Source organism: Flavobacterium sp. (assembly GCF_031423415.1).
Lineage (GTDB): Bacteria > Bacteroidota > Bacteroidia > Flavobacteriales > Flavobacteriaceae > Flavobacterium.
The window spans coordinates 16186-36381 of sequence record NZ_JANPFL010000016.1; the positions used below are offsets into that span (position 1 = coordinate 16186).

General features: G+C 33.9%; 18 protein-coding genes. 12 read left to right on the forward strand and 6 right to left on the reverse strand.

The window, feature by feature from the left end:
• Window positions 1–56: 56 nt before the first annotated feature.
• Window positions 57–350 carry a hypothetical protein gene (locus RMO83_RS01835; RefSeq protein ID WP_310557963.1) on the forward strand — a complete coding sequence of 98 codons (294 nt, stop codon included), beginning with the start codon at window positions 57–59 and terminating at the stop codon, window positions 348–350.
• Window positions 351–459: 109 nt separating this feature from the next.
• Here RMO83_RS01835 and RMO83_RS01840 read toward each other — a convergent pair whose 3' ends face one another.
• The 5 genes from RMO83_RS01840 to RMO83_RS01860 form a co-directional block, all read right to left on the reverse strand.
• On the reverse strand, window positions 460–774 hold the full coding sequence (locus RMO83_RS01840) for a DUF6787 family protein (RefSeq protein ID WP_310557964.1): 315 nt from the start codon (window positions 772–774) through the stop codon (window positions 460–462).
• 33 nt (window positions 775–807) lie between these two features.
• Window positions 808–1284, reverse strand: a complete 477-nt coding sequence (locus RMO83_RS01845) for a DUF6146 family protein (protein ID WP_310557965.1) — start codon at window positions 1282–1284, stop codon at window positions 808–810.
• A gap of 229 nt (window positions 1285–1513) precedes the next feature.
• Window positions 1514–2464, reverse strand: coding sequence for a D-2-hydroxyacid dehydrogenase (locus tag RMO83_RS01850; RefSeq protein ID WP_310557966.1), 951 nt, complete (start codon window positions 2462–2464; stop codon window positions 1514–1516).
• Window positions 2465–2548: 84 nt separating this feature from the next.
• The gene (gene serC, locus RMO83_RS01855) at window positions 2549–3619 is read right to left on the reverse strand and encodes a 3-phosphoserine/phosphohydroxythreonine transaminase (protein WP_310557967.1); all 1071 of its coding nucleotides are present in this window, start codon (window positions 3617–3619) and stop codon (window positions 2549–2551) included.
• A gap of 104 nt (window positions 3620–3723) precedes the next feature.
• On the reverse strand, window positions 3724–4782 hold the full coding sequence (locus tag RMO83_RS01860) for an acyl-CoA reductase (protein ID WP_310557968.1): 1059 nt from the start codon (window positions 4780–4782) through the stop codon (window positions 3724–3726).
• A 131-nt stretch (window positions 4783–4913) separates the two neighbouring features.
• On the opposite strand from RMO83_RS01860, the gene RMO83_RS01865 reads away from it, so the two are divergent.
• Both RMO83_RS01865 and RMO83_RS01870 read left to right on the forward strand, forming a co-directional pair.
• A complete protein-coding gene (locus tag RMO83_RS01865) occupies window positions 4914–5261 on the forward strand; it encodes a 4Fe-4S dicluster domain-containing protein (RefSeq protein WP_310557969.1) in 348 nt (115 codons plus the stop codon).
• 311 nt (window positions 5262–5572) lie between these two features.
• Window positions 5573–6745: a hypothetical protein gene (locus tag RMO83_RS01870; RefSeq protein WP_310557970.1), complete on the forward strand. Its 1173-nt coding sequence runs from the start codon at window positions 5573–5575 to the stop codon at window positions 6743–6745.
• Between the two features lie 79 nt (window positions 6746–6824).
• On the opposite strand, the gene RMO83_RS01875 is transcribed toward RMO83_RS01870, so the two are convergent.
• On the reverse strand, window positions 6825–9317 hold the full coding sequence (locus tag RMO83_RS01875; RefSeq protein WP_310557971.1) for a TonB-dependent receptor domain-containing protein: 2493 nt from the start codon (window positions 9315–9317) through the stop codon (window positions 6825–6827).
• A gap of 187 nt (window positions 9318–9504) precedes the next feature.
• Here RMO83_RS01875 and ychF point away from each other — a divergent pair, with 187 nt between their 5' ends.
• The 9 genes from ychF to RMO83_RS01920 all read left to right on the forward strand — a co-directional run bounded on the left by ychF (window position 9505) and on the right by RMO83_RS01920 (window position 20105).
• Entirely contained in the window at window positions 9505–10599 is a 1095-nt protein-coding gene (gene ychF, locus RMO83_RS01880) for a redox-regulated ATPase YchF (RefSeq protein ID WP_310557972.1), read from the forward strand.
• Window positions 10600–10712: 113 nt separating this feature from the next.
• Complete coding sequence (locus RMO83_RS01885; protein WP_310557973.1) at window positions 10713–11855, forward strand: FIST C-terminal domain-containing protein; 1143 nt, start codon at window positions 10713–10715, stop codon at window positions 11853–11855.
• A 5-nt stretch (window positions 11856–11860) separates the two neighbouring features.
• Window positions 11861–13378, forward strand: a complete 1518-nt coding sequence (locus RMO83_RS01890; protein WP_310557974.1) for an ATP-binding protein — start codon at window positions 11861–11863, stop codon at window positions 13376–13378.
• A 91-nt stretch (window positions 13379–13469) separates the two neighbouring features.
• A complete protein-coding gene (locus RMO83_RS01895) occupies window positions 13470–14138 on the forward strand; it encodes a hypothetical protein (protein ID WP_310557975.1) in 669 nt (222 codons plus the stop codon).
• Between the two features lie 20 nt (window positions 14139–14158).
• Window positions 14159–14680 (forward strand): NAD(P)H-dependent oxidoreductase, encoded by a 522-nt coding sequence (locus tag RMO83_RS01900; protein ID WP_310557976.1) that lies wholly within the window; start codon window positions 14159–14161, stop codon window positions 14678–14680.
• A gap of 110 nt (window positions 14681–14790) precedes the next feature.
• Complete coding sequence (locus tag RMO83_RS01905) at window positions 14791–16653, forward strand: DNA topoisomerase IV subunit B (protein WP_310557977.1); 1863 nt, start codon at window positions 14791–14793, stop codon at window positions 16651–16653.
• Window positions 16654–16663: 10 nt separating this feature from the next.
• Window positions 16664–17071, forward strand: coding sequence for a nucleotidyltransferase substrate binding protein (locus RMO83_RS01910; protein WP_310557978.1), 408 nt, complete (start codon window positions 16664–16666; stop codon window positions 17069–17071).
• The gene (locus tag RMO83_RS01915; RefSeq protein ID WP_310557979.1) at window positions 17071–17391 is read left to right on the forward strand and encodes a nucleotidyltransferase domain-containing protein; all 321 of its coding nucleotides are present in this window, start codon (window positions 17071–17073) and stop codon (window positions 17389–17391) included. Before RMO83_RS01910 ends, RMO83_RS01915 begins: the two co-directional genes overlap by 1 nt.
• The gene (locus RMO83_RS01920) at window positions 17388–20105 is read left to right on the forward strand and encodes a DNA gyrase/topoisomerase IV subunit A (protein ID WP_310557980.1); all 2718 of its coding nucleotides are present in this window, start codon (window positions 17388–17390) and stop codon (window positions 20103–20105) included. The genes RMO83_RS01915 and RMO83_RS01920 overlap by 4 nt, the downstream gene beginning before the upstream one ends.
• Window positions 20106–20196: the final 91 nt, after the last annotated feature.

The following is a 20196-nucleotide window of genomic DNA, read 5'->3' on the forward strand; positions in this document are numbered from 1 at the left end:
TCCAACTTCCCACTTCCAACTTCTCTTCGTATCTTTGTTTTGAAAATTTTTATAAAATGGAGAAAGATCTCAAAATTGAGCAAGCAAGTTTTAAAAATAGAAATCTCATTCTAGGAATTCTATTCGACGCCATTGGGATGCTATCGTTTACTATTCCTTTTTTGGGCGAATTCTCCGATGTCGTTTGGGCTCCAATGGCTGGATTTCTAATGACGTGGATGTACAAAGGAACCGTTGGGAAAGTGGGTGGGATTTTTGCTTTTCTGGAAGAAATAATACCTTTTACAGATTTTATACCTTCTTTTACATTGACGTGGATGTATAACTATTGGATTAAAAAAGAAAAATAATACCGATTATGTACTCAATATAGTCCAGTTTTTCATTGGACTATTTTCATACTATATCGGCATTTCACCCTTAATCAGTTCACTTTTTAATAAATAGTACTGGTGCAATTCACTTTTTTTCTTCTTTGAAAAAAAATCCCAATCCCATACTTTTAAGCATTTTTTTTGAAAAAGGAAAGAAGAATTTGGATTGCCCAAAAAGGTAACCGAAGGCCATTAATAAAAAAGGATATAAGGGTAAAACGAGAAGAACTAAAAGCAAATAATAAAAAATCCAATGCGTATTTTCATTATTGATGCCAAAATAATGCATTGCAAAACGAGAAATTCTGGCTGACAAGGTTCCATTTATTCCAAAGACAATAAAAATAATAACAAATTGATAATTAGATGTTATTCCCCAACGTTTCTTTAAATCCTCCATCTTTTAGTAATAGATAGTACAAATATACTGATATTATCTTGGTGGAACATTACCATAAAGTCGTTGATTATAGGTATTTTGAAAATAAATCATATAGTTATAAATCAAATAATTCACTTCATAACCATAGTTTATATTTCTGTCATAATTTATAGACATTTCATATAAATTAGGATTGAACCGTTGCGGTTGCAACACACGATTATTCCACTCTACAATATAAAAAATATTTTTGTTTTCCATGTAAGATTGTGAGAGATATCCACGAGGAAAAGATCTGCTTGCGAGCCAAGTACTGAAACCAGGGTCAATAATAATTACTTCGTATTCAAGAGAATCATTGGCGATTCTAATAATGTCATTCGTAGCTTTTAATGCTTTATTTTTAATTTGTATCGTATCATTTTTTGCAGTCAAGTTTGTTTCAGGATTTGCCACAACTGATTTTTTGCTAGTGCAACTAATGCCTATAGCAAAAAGTACAGCGACTATATAAAGATGATTTTTCATATGTAGATATTTATTGTTTTTTATCGGTCATATGTAATTGCTTCGCCCGTTCACTGCGTTCGGGTCGTACAAATCTTCAACGGTGTTTGCATCACATTTCCGTTATGCTCATTTCATAAAAGAATTGATGGATAAAATTACAAAAACAAATGCTTGATTAATTGTTTTTTGAAAAAAAATAGGCTGTCTTTGTGAGACAGCCTATTAATGATATTTCAAATCTATATTTTTAGCTCAATATACTAATAATTTGCGAAGCTAATTCAGTTCCAATTCTATCTTGAGCTTCTCCAGTTGCAGCCCCAATGTGTGGAGTCAACGAGATTTTTGGGTGCATCAAAATGGTCATTTCTGGTTTTGGTTCACTTTCGAAAACGTCTAAACCTGCAAAAGAAACTTTTCCAGAATCCAATGCTTTTATTAAAGCTACTTCATCCACAACGCCACCACGAGCACAGTTTACGATGCCAACTCCATCTTTCATTGTGGCTAATGCTGCTTCGTCAACAATGTAACCGTCTTGAGCAGGAACGTGTAAGGTAATAAAATCGGCTTCTTTAAATAAAGATTCCAATGATTGAGAAACAATCGTTGTTGTAATAGATTGTCCGTCGAAAAATTCTACTTTTACATCTACAGTTGGAATAAAACTATCGGCAGCAATCACTTTCATACCAAGACCTAAAGCCATTTTTGCAGTAGCTTGGCCAATACGACCAATTCCAACAATCCCAAGAGTTTTTCCCCTTAATTCAATTCCGTTGGCATAGGCTTTTTTCAAGCCGTCAAAGTTAGAATCGCCTTCAAGCGGCATATTTCTGTTTGAATCATGCAAGAAACGAACTCCCGAAAACAAGTGTGCAAAAACTAATTCTGCCACCGATTCTGATGAAGACGCAGGTGTGTTTATTACTTGAATTCCTTTACTTTTAGCATAATCAACATCGATATTGTCCATACCAACGCCACCACGCCCAATGATTTTTAAACCTGGACAAGCATCAATAATATCTTTACGAACCTTGGTTGCACTTCGAACTAAAACTACGCTTACGTTGTTGTCGTTTACAAAATTAGCCACTTGTTCTTGCGCTACTTTTGTAGTTATAACTTCAAAACCTCCTTTTTCTAAAGCTAGAATTCCACTTTTTGAAATTCCGTCATTGGCTAATACTTTCATTTTTTATGTCATTACGAAGAACGAAGCAATCTCGTTCTCAAATTGTTTTATTTCTTATCTTTTATGCTAAAAAAGATCTAATTACTAAATTTTATTTTCTAAATCTTTCATTACATCTACTAAAACTTGCACACTTTCTAATGGCAAAGCGTTGTACATTGATGCTCTGTAACCTCCTACAGAACGGTGACCAGGTAATCCAACAATTCCAGCTTCCTTCAACATGGCATTGAAAGTGTCAGTGTGCAAAGGCGTGTCTAATAAGAAACAGGCGTTCATAGTAGAACGATCTTCTACAACTGCGGTACCTTTAAACAAAGGGTTTCTGTCAATTTCTGTATAAAGCAAATCTGCTTTTGCATTGTTTATTTTTTCGATCGCAGGAATTCCTCCTAGATTTTTCAACCATTGCAAAGTCAATAATGAAGCATAAACAGGGAAGACAGGAGGCGTATTGTACATACTTTCTGCTTTGATATGTTTTGCATAATCTAGCATACTTGGAATATGACGGCCATTTTTGCCCAGAATTTCTTCTTTAACAATTACCAAAGCGGTTCCAGCTGGCCCCATATTTTTTTGAGCTCCGGCGTAAATAATTCCAAACTTAGAAAAATCTATATTTCTAGAAAACATATCCGAACTCATATCGCAAACCATTGGGATGTCCAAATCTGGAAATTCCTTCATTTGAGTCCCAAAAATGGTATTGTTACTGGTGCAGTGAAAATAATCTGCATCGGCAGGAATACTGTATCCTTTTGGAACGTGATTGTAATTTTCGTTTTTCGAAGAACCAACGATAACCGTTTCTCCAAAAAATTTGGCTTCTTTGATCGCTGCGCTCGCCCAAGTTCCTGAATCAAGATACGCGGCTTTTCCGTTTTCTTTCATTAAATTGTATGGAGCCATCAAAAATTCCATACTCGCTCCGCCTGCAAGAAATAGGGCTTGGTAACCTTTGCCTTCTAATCCTAAAAGGTCTAAGGCTAATGCACGAGCTTCTTCCATTACGGCAACGAAATCTTTGCTTCGGTGCGAAATTTCCAATATGGATAGGTCCGAATTATTGAAATTTAATATGGCTTGTGCTGATTTTTCAAAAACTTCTTGTGGTAAAATACAAGGTCCTGCGCTATAGTTGTGTTTTTTCATTGTATAACTTATGTCCAAAAAATTAAGTTGCAAATTTCGGAAATCAGAGTGGAATAATCACTAAACAACCGTTAAATAATTCGAAATAATTTGCTTATTTTTTTCTATATTGTTAGTAAAAATGACAAAGTATCAACATTATCTGCATAATCCCATAAATTTGGCTTTTGGGTTTGTCCAAAATCAATGCTGTTTTTCACAAGATTATCACTTACAATACATTGAATTTGTTCGTTTTCTGACTGTAGCCGAATTTGTAAATCTTCAATAGCATCGTAATATTCGTAAAAAATGCTCGAAATTGGCGAAGCATAGCTATTGTCTTCTTTAATGGTCAAAAAACCATTGTCCAATAACTTGAAATTGCTCATCAAGAAAACCGCCTTGTTGTAATCATAATTATTGGCATATTTCTCATAATGAATGATATCTTGATATTCAAAAATAGCTTCGAAAAAAGCATTGAACGAATAGCCTTTTGGTACAAAAAGTTTAGAAACATTCCGACATCCTAAACCAAAATACCTAAAAATATCTTCACCTAAAGCGACAAGTTGTTCTTTAGTTTCGTCTCCGTTCAAAACCGCAACAGAATTTCTATTTTTTCGAATAATGCTGGGTTTGTCTTTGAAATAATAGTCAAAATAACGAGCAGTATTATTGCTTCCTGTAGCGATTACGGCATCAAAATTTTCTAATTTTCCTTCTACAAAAGTAATTTTATTGGCAAATTCAGGTGCAACGGCAATAAGATATTTGGCCAAAAAAGGTAATAGAAATTGATCATTCGATGATGTTTTTATCAAAACTTTATGTCCCGAAATCAAAACGGAAAGAAAATCATGAAAACCTACAAGAGGAATGTTTCCAGCCAATATTAAACCCACATTTTTTGGTCTTATCTCATTAAAATTATAGCGTGAAAGCCATGCATTAATATTGTCCTCTGTCAAGGCTGTAGCCCAAGATTGAATCGAAAAACAAACGTTTTCCGGAGTGTACCAACCGTTGTGGGATTGCGAAAGCTGTATTAAATTCTCAAAATCTGCAAAAAATAGATCGTTGTGCAAAACGGATGGACTTTGGATGGATTCTTTCTGTGAAAACTGGCTTAAAAATTTGCCTAATGCTATAAATCCTCTTTTTTTATCGTTTTCGAACATAACTAATTTGTATATGAAAAGTTTTGATTGTAATTTTGTACAAAAATATGCTTTAATTAGTTAAAAGTCAAAAGTGAAAACACTTAGTGAAAAACTTCCGACTTCTAACCACTAACTTCAAACTTAAAAAAATGGCAATTATAATAACAGACGAATGCATCAATTGTGGTGCTTGTGAACCGGAATGTCCAAATACTGCAATTTACGAAGGAGCAGATGATTGGCGGTATAAAGACGGAACTAAAATCAAAGGGAAAGTGGTTTTGGCTTCTGGCGAAGAAGTAGATGCTGATGCTGCCCAAACTCCAATTTCAGACGATATATATTATATCGTTCCAGGAAAATGTACGGAATGTAAAGGATTTCACGATGAACCACAATGCGCTGCGGTTTGCCCAGTAGATTGTTGCGTTCCTGATGAAAATCATGTGGAAAGCGAAGAAACATTGCTAGCAAGACAAGCATTTCTGCATAATTAATCCTTCGAAAGTTCTAAAAAACTTTCTAAATGCAAGGAAATAAAATAAAGCGATTAAGTTAAAAGTATTTTTTCTTAATCGCTTTTTTTGTACATATAAATTTTGATTTTGGGAAAATAACCTTGATTGACTCATTTGAAAAATAGAATATTTTATATGTTTATGTATAATTTAAAAATATAAAATCAATATTAACAGCAGTTTGTGATAGTAAACATAACAATGTAAAAGGCAATAGAATATTTACCGCTGAAAAATAAAAATGTACATATCTGAAAAAGTTTTGTTAGATTTGTTAAAATTGCATTGGTATGAAGCACTATTTACTGCTATTATTTTTGTCTTTATTTTGCTCTTTCGCAGTTTATTCGCAAAGCAGCGAAAAATTAATTCTACTAAAAGATGTAGATACAAATCTTCCTATTGAAGATGCTACTGTGTTTATTGTTAAAACAAAACAGACTTTATTGAGTAATTCTGAGGGCAAAATCACTTTTATTTTAACCGGTTCTTCTAACATACAAGTTTCGCATTCTTCATACAAATCCGTCGTAGTTCGTTCGAATACTCTAGCTAAAACAGATAATGTTATTTATTTAAAAAACAATGTTAGCGATTTAGACGAGATTATAATAACCAAACAACATCCACAAATCATCCTCAAATCGTTGATTGAAAATTCAATAAAAAAGTTAACAGTTCCTGCTAGATTGAAAGTGTATTCGCGAGAATTTTTTAAAACGGATGGAAATTGCACTAGTTTTAACGATGGTTTAATTAATTTTCAATTGTTTATTAAAAATAAGAATTTTAACAACATAATTTTAGTCGAACAAAATAGGTCTTATGGCTTACCCAATGATCGATTTAGCCCCGACGTGTTAGGTTATAACCTTAATAATATAATGGAAAATTATTACAACTTCAAATATTTAATTCCAATATTAAATTCTGATTCCAAAAAAAAGTATGATTATATTATCAAGGGATATTCGGCAAATGGAGATTTCAACGTAATGTTGGTTTCGCCTGTAGAAAATTCGGATGAATTGCGTGATAATTATAAAATCATTTACGATTACAAGAAAAAAATAATTCTTGAAGTTAGTTCTTCATTATCTCCATCGATATTGATCAATGTTAAACAAAAAACGTCTATTGGTTCCAAAAACATTTACAAATCTTCTTATAAGAACATCTATAGGTTTGACAATTCAAATTATTATTTAGTGGCATCTAAGGAAGAAATTGGATTTGAACGCATTGAAAAGAATAAAAGTATTGACGTTGAAATAAGCAATTATTTAGTAACCACTAATTTTAGCACTAATAATTTTACTTACAATGATAGCAATGTCTTTAAAAATCAAACCCTTTTTAATAAAAAAAATACAATTTTAAGTCCATACTGGTATATTTCGGGCTTAACAACTACTGAAGAAGAGCAAGAAATTGTTAGTAAACTTGAACTTAAAGTGGATTAATATTCAGCATTAGTACTATATTACCATAAAAAAAAGGGCTTCTTACAAAGCCCTTTTTTAATAATTTTAAACATTGAATTTAGAAGGTAAACCCTAATCTTGTATAATAATAGGCACCGCTAAAACCCATTTGTACGGCATCCCAGTATCCACCAGCTTCAACCCAGTCATCTTGTTGGTCAGGGTAAATATTGAAAATGTTATTCCCACCAACGTTTAGTTTTAGTGATTTTGAAAGTTTGAATCCGAAGGTCAAATCAGTGACTCTTTTCGCAGTATATGTATCTGTTGCTGCAACAATTTGGTTAGCAAAACTACCATAATCGGCTACATCTTCAAGCATTTGGTAATCTAATAATTTTACTTCACTGAATCGAGTATATGATAAACCGGCACTAAACCATTTTTTATCATAGGTGAAATTTAAACCAAATTTGCTTGAAGGGGCTGAAGCCAATAAAAAGGCTTTATCACGTTCTCCAAAGAAAGTTTGTTCATCTAGATTTCCATTTTTAACCTTTGCAATTTCCATATGATTGATATTTCCAGTAAGTGTAAAACCAAAAGAGCCGCCGTCAAATTTCTCTTTCCAGGCAAATACAAGATCTAAACCTTTTGTTTTAGTGTCTGCACCATTTACAAAAAACTGAGCTGCATCTACATTCAATCCTAAAGCTGTTGCATCAAAATAGCCAGTTAGTACAATTCTATCTTTTACATTAATCATATAGCCATCAATTGTAGCGGTAAAATTTCCTTCGGTTACTGTAAAACCTAATGATGCGTTCAGTGCTTTCTCTTCATTTAATGATTTTATTCCAAAAGCTTTTGTAACAGGGCTATCATTAGCAGAAAGTAACACTTCGGTTGCACCCGCACTGCTAAAATTTGTAAAATTAGTGTTGTAGTAAATTTGAGCTAAAGATGGTGCTCTAAATCCAGTACTTATAGAACCTCTCAAATTAATAAGATCTGAAATTTTAAATCTCGATGAAATTTTTCCATTCAAAGTGCTTCCAAAATCACTATAATTTTCAAAACGAACTGCTCCGCTTACAAGAAATTGATTTGTAATATCAAATTCAGCATCAACATAAGCAGAAAAATTAGAGCGGGATTCATCAACAACGTTTTTTGGACTGTAACCAGGGAAACCTTGGGATCCTCCTGGTCTTGGTTCGCCAGAAATAGGGTCAATTGGTGCAGACTGTGTTAGTGGGTTTGTAATTGGCTTTCCAGTAGTGTCATAGGTTGCATAAGAGCCAATTTCACCAGCAAAAATGTTAAAGTTTTCCACTCTATATTCCGCTCCAAAGGCAAGATTCATTCCTTCAAGTATTGCATCATAGTTTTTAGAAAAATCTAAATTTAGAGTGTTTTGGCTAAGACTGTGTCCACCTGCATCAAATTCAGTTGGTGAAGCACTTTGTAGCGAGGCATTTAATGTACCTTTTATGGTATAATCAAAAATGTTTTTACCATAAGTATTGCTTAAATCAATATTCCATCCACTAGTAGTTTTGGTTTTAAAACCTGCAACAATAGAATTGTCAACAATTATTGAAGTAATTCGAGGCGTGAAACCTCCTGGATAAATAGATTCAACAACTCTTTCTCCATCATTTCGAGTAAAAGCGTACGCATCTGTATCTCTGTAGTTCCTGCCTCCAAAAGCATAAAAGTCAATCTTTTCGGTAATAGGAAGTGATAAATTACCCATAAAATTAACTCCTGTAATACTGGCTTCTCCAAATCCTTTTCTAAAATCAAATCCTGGTCTTAATGTTTTTTCTTTATTTAAAAATTCACCAGTAAAGTTTGCATATCCTCCTTTTTTTCCTAATCCAATTCCATAATTTGCTGTAATTTTTGTAGAAGCACCATCAAATTGTCTGTTTTTTCCAAAACTGTTTCCATTTCCATTTTGATCTAATCTAAAATCTTTTGTGTTTGCAGTTCCTGGAGGAAAATCACCCCGTGCATCAGTATTATAGGCTCCAAAAGACACAGCTCCTGTTAATTCATTGATATTGTCATTCAAAACAATATTGATTACACCAGCGATAGCGTCAGAACCATATTGCGCTGCGGCACCGTCTCTCAATATTTCAATTCTTTTTATGGAAGATGCTGGAATAGCATTCAAATCGGTGCCTGTATTTCCTCTTCCACGAGTTCCAAAAAGGTTTATCAGTGAGGACTGATGTCTTCTTTTTCCGTTGATTAAAACGAGTGTTTGGTCAGGTCCCATACCTCTTAATGAGGCAGGATCAACGTGATCGGCACCGTCAGATCCCGATTGTTTGTTGGCGTTGAAAGATGGTGCCACATATTGCAATAGTTCGTTAATTTCAATTTTTCCACTTTGTGTGGTTACGTCTTTGACACTAATTATGTCAATTGGAACAGCAGAGTTTACGACAGTTCGTTTGGTGTTTCTGGAACCAACTATTTGTACTTCTTGCAATTGCTCTCCTTCTTTTGGTACCTCATCGGTTTTGGTTGGTTTAGCTTCTTGAGAAAATGCAATCGAGACATTTAGTATGCAAATCAATAATGTAATTTTTTTCATAATAATTTGGTTTTGGTTGAACTTTAATTTTGTAATAGTTCGCAATTTAAATTTTTTTAACAAAACATTTACAAATTGCTTTGTTTTTTATAAAAAAATTATTGGCTAAGCATTAATCTGTAGGTTTTAAGACGGTAAACATTTTTTTAAGTCTTATATTTGCACATTTTTAATTAAAGAACATATAATGAAAGCAGGAATCGTAGGATTACCAAATGTTGGAAAATCAACATTATTCAATTGTTTATCTAATGCAAAAGCGCAAAGTGCCAACTTTCCGTTTTGTACCATAGAACCCAATATCGGAGTTGTAAACGTGCCCGATTCGAGAATGGCTAAACTGGAAGAATTAGTAAAACCACAACGCGTTCAAATGGCAACTGTTGATATTGTTGATATTGCAGGATTGGTAAAAGGAGCTAGCAAAGGCGAGGGTTTAGGAAATCAATTTTTGGGAAATATCAGAGAATGTAATGCAATTATTCACGTTTTGCGTTGCTTTGATAATGATAATATCGTCCACGTTGATGGAAATGTAGATCCTATTCGCGACAAAGAAACCATCGACATCGAATTGCAATTGAAAGATTTAGAAAACGTTGAAAAACGTCTCGAAAAAGTAAATCGTGCGGCCAAAACCGGAAATAAAGAAGCGCAAACTGAGAAAGCGCTATTGGACAGAATTAGAGAAACTTTGCTTCAAGCAAAATCTGCAAGAACCATAAAACCCCAAAATAACGACGAAGAAGTTTTGATGGAAGGTTTTCAATTAATTACCGCAAAACCTGTTTTATACGTTTGTAATGTGGATGAAAATTCGGCAGTAAACGGAAACGCTTATGTGGATCAAGTTCGCGAATTAGTAAAAGATGAGGATGCCGAAGTGATTATCCTTTCAGTAGGAGCGGAGGCTGATATTACGGAACTGGAAAGCTACGAAGAAAGGCAAATTTTCTTGGAAGATATGGGACTGACCGAGCCAGGCGCATCGGTTTTGATTCGTGCCGCTTATAAATTATTAAAACAACAAACGTATTTTACAGCCGGTGTCAAAGAAGTTCGTGCTTGGACCATCAATATTGGAGCAACAGCGCCGCAAGCTGCAGGAGTGATTCATACCGATTTCGAAAAAGGCTTCATCCGTGCCGAAGTAATTGCGTATGAAGATTTCGTTCATTATGGTTCAGAAGCCAAATGTAAAGAAGCCGGAAAATTCAAAGTCGAAGGAAAAGAATACATTGTAAAAGATGGTGATGTGATGCACTTTAGATTCAATGTGTAAATAATCATACCATTTAAAATTATTGAAAAACCTATAAAATTTATTTTTATAGGTTTTTTTTTGTTTTTATAAATTCATTTTAGTTTCTTTATAGAACATTAAGGAACAAGTGTATGAAACTGCAGCAAATTAAATTGAATGAAAATAACGATGAAAAAGTAATTTTTTCAAGCGAACATTTTTATCCTCAAAAAGCGAGTTTACTACTTGCTTTCGGAGAAAGAACGTTTTTAGAGAAAACGCTTCCTTTTCAAAAATTAAAAACCCTTTACCCTAATGCTCAAATAGTAATTTGCTCCACTTCGGGACAAATTTCCAATACTCAATTAGTAGAAAATGAAGTAGTGGCAACAGCCATTGAATTCGAAAAAACAAAAATAAAAGTTTCGGAAATTGACATCGTATTAAATTCTGATATTCAGGCTCTAGGAAAAACGATAAAAGAAACCCTTATGTCAGCGGATTTAAAATCTATTCTGATAATTTCAGAAGGTAGTTTTGTCAATGGGACAGAGCTGATTAACGAATTGATGATACAAACTAAAGAATCAATTCCAATATTTGGTGGATTAGCGGGTGATGAATATAATTTCGAGAAAACAATTGTTGGATTAAATCAAGATGCTGCTGCAGGAAAAATTGTAGCAATAGGATTTTATGGAGAAGCAATACATTTTGGTTTTGGTTCCGATGGTGGTTGGAGCCATTTTGGTCCAGAACGTGAAGTTACCCATTCCGAAAAAAATGTGCTTTATAAAATTGGAGATCGGTTTGCTTTGGATTTATACAAAGAATACCTTGGAAAATATGCTGACCAATTACCTGCATCTTCCCTTTATTTTCCGCTATCGATGAAAGAAAATAATAATGCGGAACCTGTAGTGAGAACCATCTTGTCAATTGATGAAGAAAATAAATCGATGACTTTTGCCGGTAATATCCCGCAAGGTTCTTCCGTTAGATTGATGACAGGTAATTTTGATAAGCTAATAGATGCATCTTATAATGCAGCGGAGCGTATTTATTCAAAGCAGAAATACGAACCTGAATTAGCTTTATTGGTAAGTTGCGTAGGTAGGAAAATAGTATTGGGAAATCGAATAGAGGAAGAAATTGAAGTTGTTAGAGAAGTTTTTGGAGAAAAAATACTTATTTGTGGGTTTTATTCATACGGTGAAATTTCTCCAACTCTAAAAAAAGTTGCTTGTGAATTACATAATCAGACCATGACTATTACCACGATCTATGAATCATAATTATAATGAATAAGGAAAATTTACATAGACAACTAAAACGACAGATCAATAAATTCCTGTCGGATGACCTCGTTACAGATAATGAGGCCATTAGTAAGTTTATAGAAGCGGTAAATTTATCCTATATGAGTTATGAACGTGATGCTGAATTATTTGAACAGTCAACCTGTTTAAATGATATTGAATACTTTCAAATGAATTTGAAATTAAAAGAGGAATTAAAAGAAAAAGAAGATTTACAAAACAAGCTAATTTATGCGATTAAGCAATTAAATAACGATGAAATTAAGTTGTATAATGAGGATAACTTGATTGATTTATTAAATATTTTGAACAAAGAAATTGATTCCAAAAAAGAATTTGAGAATGAATTATTTGTTGCTAAATTATATGCTGAAAAGGCAAATGATGCGAAATCGGATTTTCTTTCTATTATGAGTCACGAGCTTCGAACACCATTGAACGCTATTATTGGTTTGATTTATATCATGGAAAAAGAAAATTCTTTTACTAGTTTTCAGGAAAACCTTGGAGTTTTAAAATATTCAGCTCAAAATTTATTCTCTCTAATAAATGATATTTTGGATTTTAGCAAAATAGAAGCTGGTAAAATAGATATTGAAAAAATCCCCTTTGATTTTAAGGAATTAGTATTGGATATCGCAAAATCTTTTGAAGCTAAGGCATCAGAAAATTCAAATAAAATTGAAATTATAATCGATAAAGATTTTACTGCAAACGTAATAAGCGATCCTCTAAGAATAGGACAAATTATTACTAATTTAGTTTCAAATGGCCTTAAGTTTACCAATAATGGTTTGGTTCAAATTAAAATTGATCAATTAGAAAAAAGAGGGCATGACTCAGTCTTTAAAATTCAAGTTATCGATGATGGTATTGGTATAGAAAGTGCTAAATTTGAACAAATTTTTCATCAATTTGAACAAGCAGAAAAAAGCACTACAAGACAATATGGTGGCACAGGTTTGGGATTAGTGATTTCAAAAAAGCTACTGCAATTACTAGATTCTGATATTGTTTTGCAAAGTGAAATTGGCAAGGGATCTAACTTTAGTTTTGTTTTAAAAGTTCCATATTTTACGGATAGTTCCGATTTAAAAAACGACCATTTATACTACGATTATAAAGAAGAAAATCTCGAAGGAATGCGAGTGCTTCTCGTAGAAGACAATCTAATTAACGTTAAAGTTGCCGAGAAAATATTGTCACATTGGAATATTTCGTTGGATATTGCATTAAACGGATTAATTGCTACTCAGAAATACAAAAAAGGGAAGTATGATGTTGTTTTGATGGATTTAGCTATGCCAATAATGGATGGATACGAGGCTTCATCCATTATACGAAAGAAGGATTCTTCAATAGCGATCATTTCTTTAACAGCATCTGCATCTTATGGCTATCTGGAAAAAGCGATGCTTATAGGTATCGATGAATATATAATAAAGCCCTTTAATCCTAAGGAACTAAATCTCAAATTGAGAAAGTATTATAAGAAGTGATATTTAGTCTATAACACAATTTTAGTTTCCTTTTAAAGTTTCTTTATAGGCTCAAATCGCTTTTTATATTTTTAACTTAAACTCTAATTACATGAGATTTTATTTATTGGTTCTCATTTCAATTTTTTTGTTTTCTTGCAAAAGAGCTGAAGAAGCACCAAGCGGACTCAGGTTCTATTTTGAAAATCCCCAACCCATAAATGATGCCGAATTGTCAAAAATCCCCAATAAATTTCAAGGGTTGTTTATGAATTCTGATTCAATATATTTAAGTATTAAGGACGGTATAATTTTAAAGGAGTCCTACGACAAATTTCGATTCCCTAAAAGAGAGTTTGATTCTTTAAAACTGAATTTTGATAAAGTAGGCAACAAGTATATTTCAAAATTTAACGAAGATGTTTTTGACTGTAAATACTTCAAAGATTCAATCGAATTTTCAAACAAAAGAATTGACACTTTTTTTATCTTTTCTGATAGAAACAAAGCCAAACGATTCGATGGAAAATTAATTCTTAATTACAAAGATTCTATTTATTGGATTGTCAATTCAATTAGTGTTGAAAAAAATAGTCTCAAAATCAAGTATATTTATTCAGAAGAAGATTTAATAAGGATAGATTCATTGACAAAAGTTAAATCGACAATGATTGATTCTTCTTCCTTTATTATTAAACCTTCCAGAAATGAGTTTAAACGAATTTTGAATTTAAAAAGACTTGGTGGGGAATTTGAATATAAGAAAGTACAAAATAATTAATATTAATAAAACAAAATAATATGAAAATCATCGCCTTTGCCGGAAGTAACAGTCAACAGTCTATCAACAAAAAATTAGCCACTTATGCAGCCAGTCATTTCGAAAAAGCCGAGGTTGAGGTATTGGATTTAAACGATTTTCAAATGCCTTTATTCAGCGTGGACATTGAGAAAGAAATCGGGCAACATCCTCAAGCGAAAGCATTTTTAGAAAAAATTGCAACTGCCGACATTTTGGTGGTTTCTCTTGCAGAACACAACGGGAATTATTCGGCAGCTTTCAAAAATGTTTACGACTGGTGTTCTAGAATTGGTGGCAAAGTATTTCAAGATAAACCAATGTTGCTGATGGCAACTTCGCCAGGAGCAAGAGGTGGAGCTTCAGTTCTTGAAATTGCCAAAAATGCTTTTCCAAGATTTGGCGCAATCCTTAAAGGAACTTTTTCTTTGCCGAGTTTCAATGACAATTTTGATTTAGAAAAAGAAAGAATTTCGAATGAAAAATTAGATAACAAGTTGAAGGAAATTATTGAGAATTTCTAAATCCAAAATGAAAAATCCACTGTCAAAAACATTCTTAATAACTTTGACATTTCCTTCTTTTAAATTGCATCAAATTGCACTATATTAGCGAAAATTCGATACAATTTAAAATGTCAGATCAAACCCAATATAACGAAGATAACATACGTTCACTCGACTGGAAAGAACACATCAGAATGCGTCCCGGAATGTACATAGGGAAACTTGGAGACGGCTCTTCATCCGATGATGGTATTTATATTTTGCTCAAAGAAGTGCTGGACAACTGTATAGATGAATTCGTTATGGGCGCAGGCAAAACCATCGAGGTAAGCATCAAAGAAAAAACGGTTTCGGTTCGCGATTACGGTCGTGGAATTCCCCTTGGCAAAGTGATTGATGTTGTTTCTAAGATGAATACGGGTGGAAAATACGATTCTTTGGCCTTCAAAAAATCCGTTGGTTTGAATGGCGTTGGAACAAAAGCCGTGAATGCATTGTCTAGTTATTTTCGTGTGGAATCGGTTCGGGATGAAAAGCAAAAAGGAGCTGAATTCTCAGGAGGAAATTTGGTTTTGGACGAAGAAATTATCGAAAACACCAAACGAAAAGGAACCAAAGTTACTTTTATTCCGGATGAAACGATTTTCAAAAATTACAAATTCCGTTATGAATACATAATAAAAATGCTCAAAAACTATTGTTATCTGAACAATGGTTTGACTATTTTATTCAACGGCGAAAAATATTTTTCCGAAAATGGATTGAAAGATTTATTGGAAGAAACCATCCATAACGATGATCTTGAATATCCAATCATACATTTGAAAGGCGACGACATCGAAATTGCCTTGACACACAGCAAAACCCAATACAGCGAGGAATACCATTCGTTTGTAAACGGACAAAACACTACGCAAGGAGGAACACATTTGGCGGCTTATCGCGAAGCCATAGTGAAAACCATTCGGGAATATTACAACAAAAGTTTCGAAGCTTCGGATGTTCGTAAATCTATTGTTACTGCGATTAGTATAAAAGTAATGGAACCCGTTTTCGAATCGCAAACTAAAACCAAATTAGGTTCGACTGATATGGGTTCAGATCCGGGAATGCCTTCAGTTCGTACTTTCGTCAATGATTTCGTAAAAAACAAACTCGACAGTTATTTGCATAAAAATCCAGCAACTGCGGATGCTTTGTTACGAAAGATTTTGCAAGCGGAACGGGAACGCAAGGAACTTTCTGGTATCCGAAAATTAGCCACAGATCGGGCCAAAAAAGCCAACTTGCACAACAAGAAATTAAGAGATTGTCGCGCCCATCTTCCCGATACCAAGAATCCAAAAAATTTAGATAGCACACTTTTTATTACCGAGGGTGATTCGGCTTCCGGTTCCATCACGAAATCTCGTGATGTGAATACGCAAGCGGTTTTCAGTTTGCGAGGAAAGCCATTGAATTGCTACGGAATGAGCAAGAAAATTGTGTATGAAAACGAAGAATTTAATCTTTTGCAAGCCGCTTTGGATATCGAAGATGGATTGGAAAAATTGCGGTACAACAACATTGTAATTGCCACCGATGCCGATGTCGATGGAATGCACATACGTTTGTTGTTGATTACGTTTTTCTTGCAATTCTTCCCAGAATTAATCAAGGAAGGACATTTGTATATTTTGCAAACGCCACTTTTCAGGGTTCGAAATAAGAAGGAAACCATTTATTGCTATTCTGATGACGAACGAAAAGCAGCCATAGAAAAATTAAAACCAAAACCGGAAATCACGCGATTTAAGGGATTGGGAGAAATATCGCCAGACGAATTCAAGAATTTTATTGGCGAAACCATCCGATTGGATCCCATTATGATGGATAAAAACACCTCGGTAGAGCAGTTGTTGTCTTTCTATATGGGAAAAAACACGCCAGACCGACAAGAGTTTATCATCAATAATTTGAAGGTAGAATTAGATACGATTGAAGTAAGTTAAATTGAAAGTTATGGAAAATCAAGATATTCGTTGGAAACAAAGGTTTGAACATTATAGTAATGCTTTAAAACTTTTGAACATTGCTGTCGCAATGGATTTTGAAAAAATGGATGATTTGCAGAAAGAAGGTTTTGTTCAAAGATTTGAATTTACTCACGAATTATCGTGGAAATTGATGAAAGATTATTTGAATTATCAGGGAAATTTTGAAATAAATGGTAGTAGAGATGCGATTCGTGAAGCCTTTAAAGTAGGCTTGATTCAAGATGGTGAAGTTTGGATGGAAATGATTAAAAGTAGAAATTTGTCATCACACACCTATGAGGAAGCAACATTGAGACAAATTTTAGAAAACGTTTCGCAAAAATACATACAAGAATTTAATTTGTTTTTTACTAAAATGACTGGCTTACTGTAATGTTTGGAATTTATCCTAAAAGCTTCAAAGAAATTCAATTAATAATTGATGATTGCTCGTCTATCGATGAGGTTATTATTTATGGGTCTAGAGCTAAGGGTAATTATAAAGAAGGGTCAGATATTGATATTACATTAAAAGGGAATATTACGAAATCAGATGTAAGTAAGTTATGGTATAAATTGGATGATAGTTTTATTCCATACAAATTCGATATTTCTGTTTTTGAAGATTTAAAATCGGAATCCCTCATTGAGCATATAAATAGAGTTGGAAAGACATTATATAAAAGAAATACTGAAACAGTTCAGCATAAATGAAAGACGAAGACGAAGATAACATCAACCCAAACGAAGACGAAAATAGCGAAGAAGTATTCGAATCCTCAAATGAAGAAGGTTTTGAAGATATAAAAACTTCAAGCAGCGTTGGGCATTTTTACGAGAACGACGAAAACAGCGAAGACACCATTACCAAAGTTACAGGAATGTATAAAGACTGGTTTTTGGATTATGCGTCCTATGTAATTCTCGAGCGTGCTGTACCGGCAATTGAGGACGGTTTTAAACCCGTTCAGCGTAGAATTATGCATTCGCTTAAAGAGTTGGATGACGGTCGTTACAACAAGGTAGCGAATGTTGTTGGGCATACAATGCAATACCATCCGCACGGTGACCAGAGTATTGGTGATGCGATGGTGCAAATTGGACAAAAAGAATTGCTAATCGATTGTCAAGGAAACTGGGGAAATATCCTCACAGGCGATAGCGCTGCGGCTTCTCGTTACATCGAAGCGCGTTTGTCTAAATTTGCCTTGGAAGTTTTGTATTCTCCGAAAATTACCGATTGGGGTGTTTCCTATGATGGCCGTCGTGCCGAACCGAATAATCTTCCTGTAAAATTTCCGTTGCTTTTGGCTCAAGGTGCAGAGGGTATTGCTGTTGGACTTTCCACAAAAGTGTTGCCACACAATTTCAATGAATTGATTGATGCTTCCATAAAAATATTAAAAGGAAAATCCTTTACCCTTTTTCCGGATTTTCAAACAGCAGGAATTGCGGATGTGTCTAATTATAATGATGGAATGCGTGGCGGACGAGTTCGTGTTCGTGCAAAAATTGCGCAGTTCGACAAAAATACTTTGGTCATTACCCAAATTCCATTTTCGACCAATACGACGACTTTGATTGACAGTATTTTGAAAGCCAATGAAAAAGGCAAAATCAAGATCAAGAAAATCGAGGACAATACAGCTGCTGAGGTTGAAATTTTAATCCATCTTTTTCCGGGAGTTTCTCCAGACAAAACCATCGACGCCTTGTTTGCTTTCACGGCTTGCGAAACTTCGGTAGCGCCATTGGGTTGTGTGATTGAAGACAACAAACCTTTGTTTGTTGGGGTTTCTCATATGTTGAAAATTTCTACCGAAAGAACAGTTCAATTGCTGAAAGCAGAACTTGAAATCCAATTAGAAGAACTTAAAAACAAATGGCATTTTTCGACTTTAGAAAAAATATTTATTCGGGAAGAAATGTACATCGATTTCAAATTGTATTCGGACAGAGAATCTTTGTACGTCTATATGTACGACCGATTTGAGCCTTTCGCAACATCATTCGTCAGGGAAATTAATGATGACGATTTGCAAAAATTAACGCAAATTCCGATGATTCGCATTACGCGTTTCGATTCGGATAAAGCCGATGATTTTATTGCAAAACTGGAAGACGAAATGAAGGAAGTGCAACATCATTTAAATAATCTAATCGATTTTGCAATCACTTATTTCACGCGTTTAAAAGACAAATACGGAAAAGGTCGCGAACGCCAAACAGAATTGCGTAGTTTCGATAATATCGAAGCAACCAAAGTGGCTTTGAGGAACACGAAATTATACGTGAATCGGGAAGAAGGCTTCGTTGGTACCGGATTGAAGAAAGACGAATATGTTACCGATTGCTCCGATATTGATGATGTGATTGTTTTTCTTCGTGATGGAAATATGATGATTTGCAAAGTCGATGACAAAAAATTTGTTGGAAAAGACATTATTCACGTGGCTATTTTTGATAAAAGCGATAAAAGAACGATTTACAATATGATTTACCGTGATGGAAAATCAGGACCATCGTATATAAAGCGTTTCAATGTTTCGGGAGTTACAAGAGATAAATTATATGATTTGACCAATGAAACGAAAGGATCACAAGTTTTATATTTTACTCATAATCCAAATGGTGAAGCTGAGGTAATTACGATTTTATTGCGACAAATAGGAAGTGTCAAAAAACTAAAATGGGATTTGGACTTTGCCGAAATGGCTATCAAAGGTCGCGCTTCAAAAGGGAATTTGGTTACTAAATACCCAATCAAAAAAATCGAAATTAAGGAAAAAGGAATTTCGACATTACTACCCAGAAAAATTTGGTTTGACGACACTGTTCAGAGACTAAATGTAGATGCTAGAGGAGAACTACTGGGAGAATTTAGACCGAATGATAAGATTTTGATCATTTCCCAAAAGGGAAAATTAAAAGTCGTTATTCCAGAATTGGCAACGCATTTCGATGAAGATATGGTCGTTTTGGAAAAATGGCATCCTAAAAAACCAATTTCTGCCATTTATTATGATGGCGAAAAAGAACGCTATTATGTAAAACGCTTTTTTGTAGAAACAGAGGGAAAAGAAGAAAGCTTTATCACTGAACATCCGAAATCGCAATTAGAAATAGTCTCGACTGATCATCGACCGATGGCCGAATTAGTTTTCACGAAAATAAAAGGGGTACAAAAAGAAAATCAAAAGGTAGACATTGAAAATTTTATTGCTGTGAAAGGTTTTAAAGCACAAGGAAATCAATTGACTACCGATAAATTAAAACAAGTTAATCTTTTAGAACCTTTGCCTTACGAAGAACCGGCAGAAGTAGTTCCGGAAGAACTGGAAGTAGAAGGAGAAACTGAAGTAGGTCCTGCAGATCAAGATTTCGACGATATTCAACCCAATGAAGACGGACAAATTACTTTGTTTTAATTTAGTTTTTTCAAAAATGTGGTTTGAGCTATCCTTTAGAATAATATTAAATCGGTACAGAATTAATTCTGCTCCGATTTTTTTTAGTTAA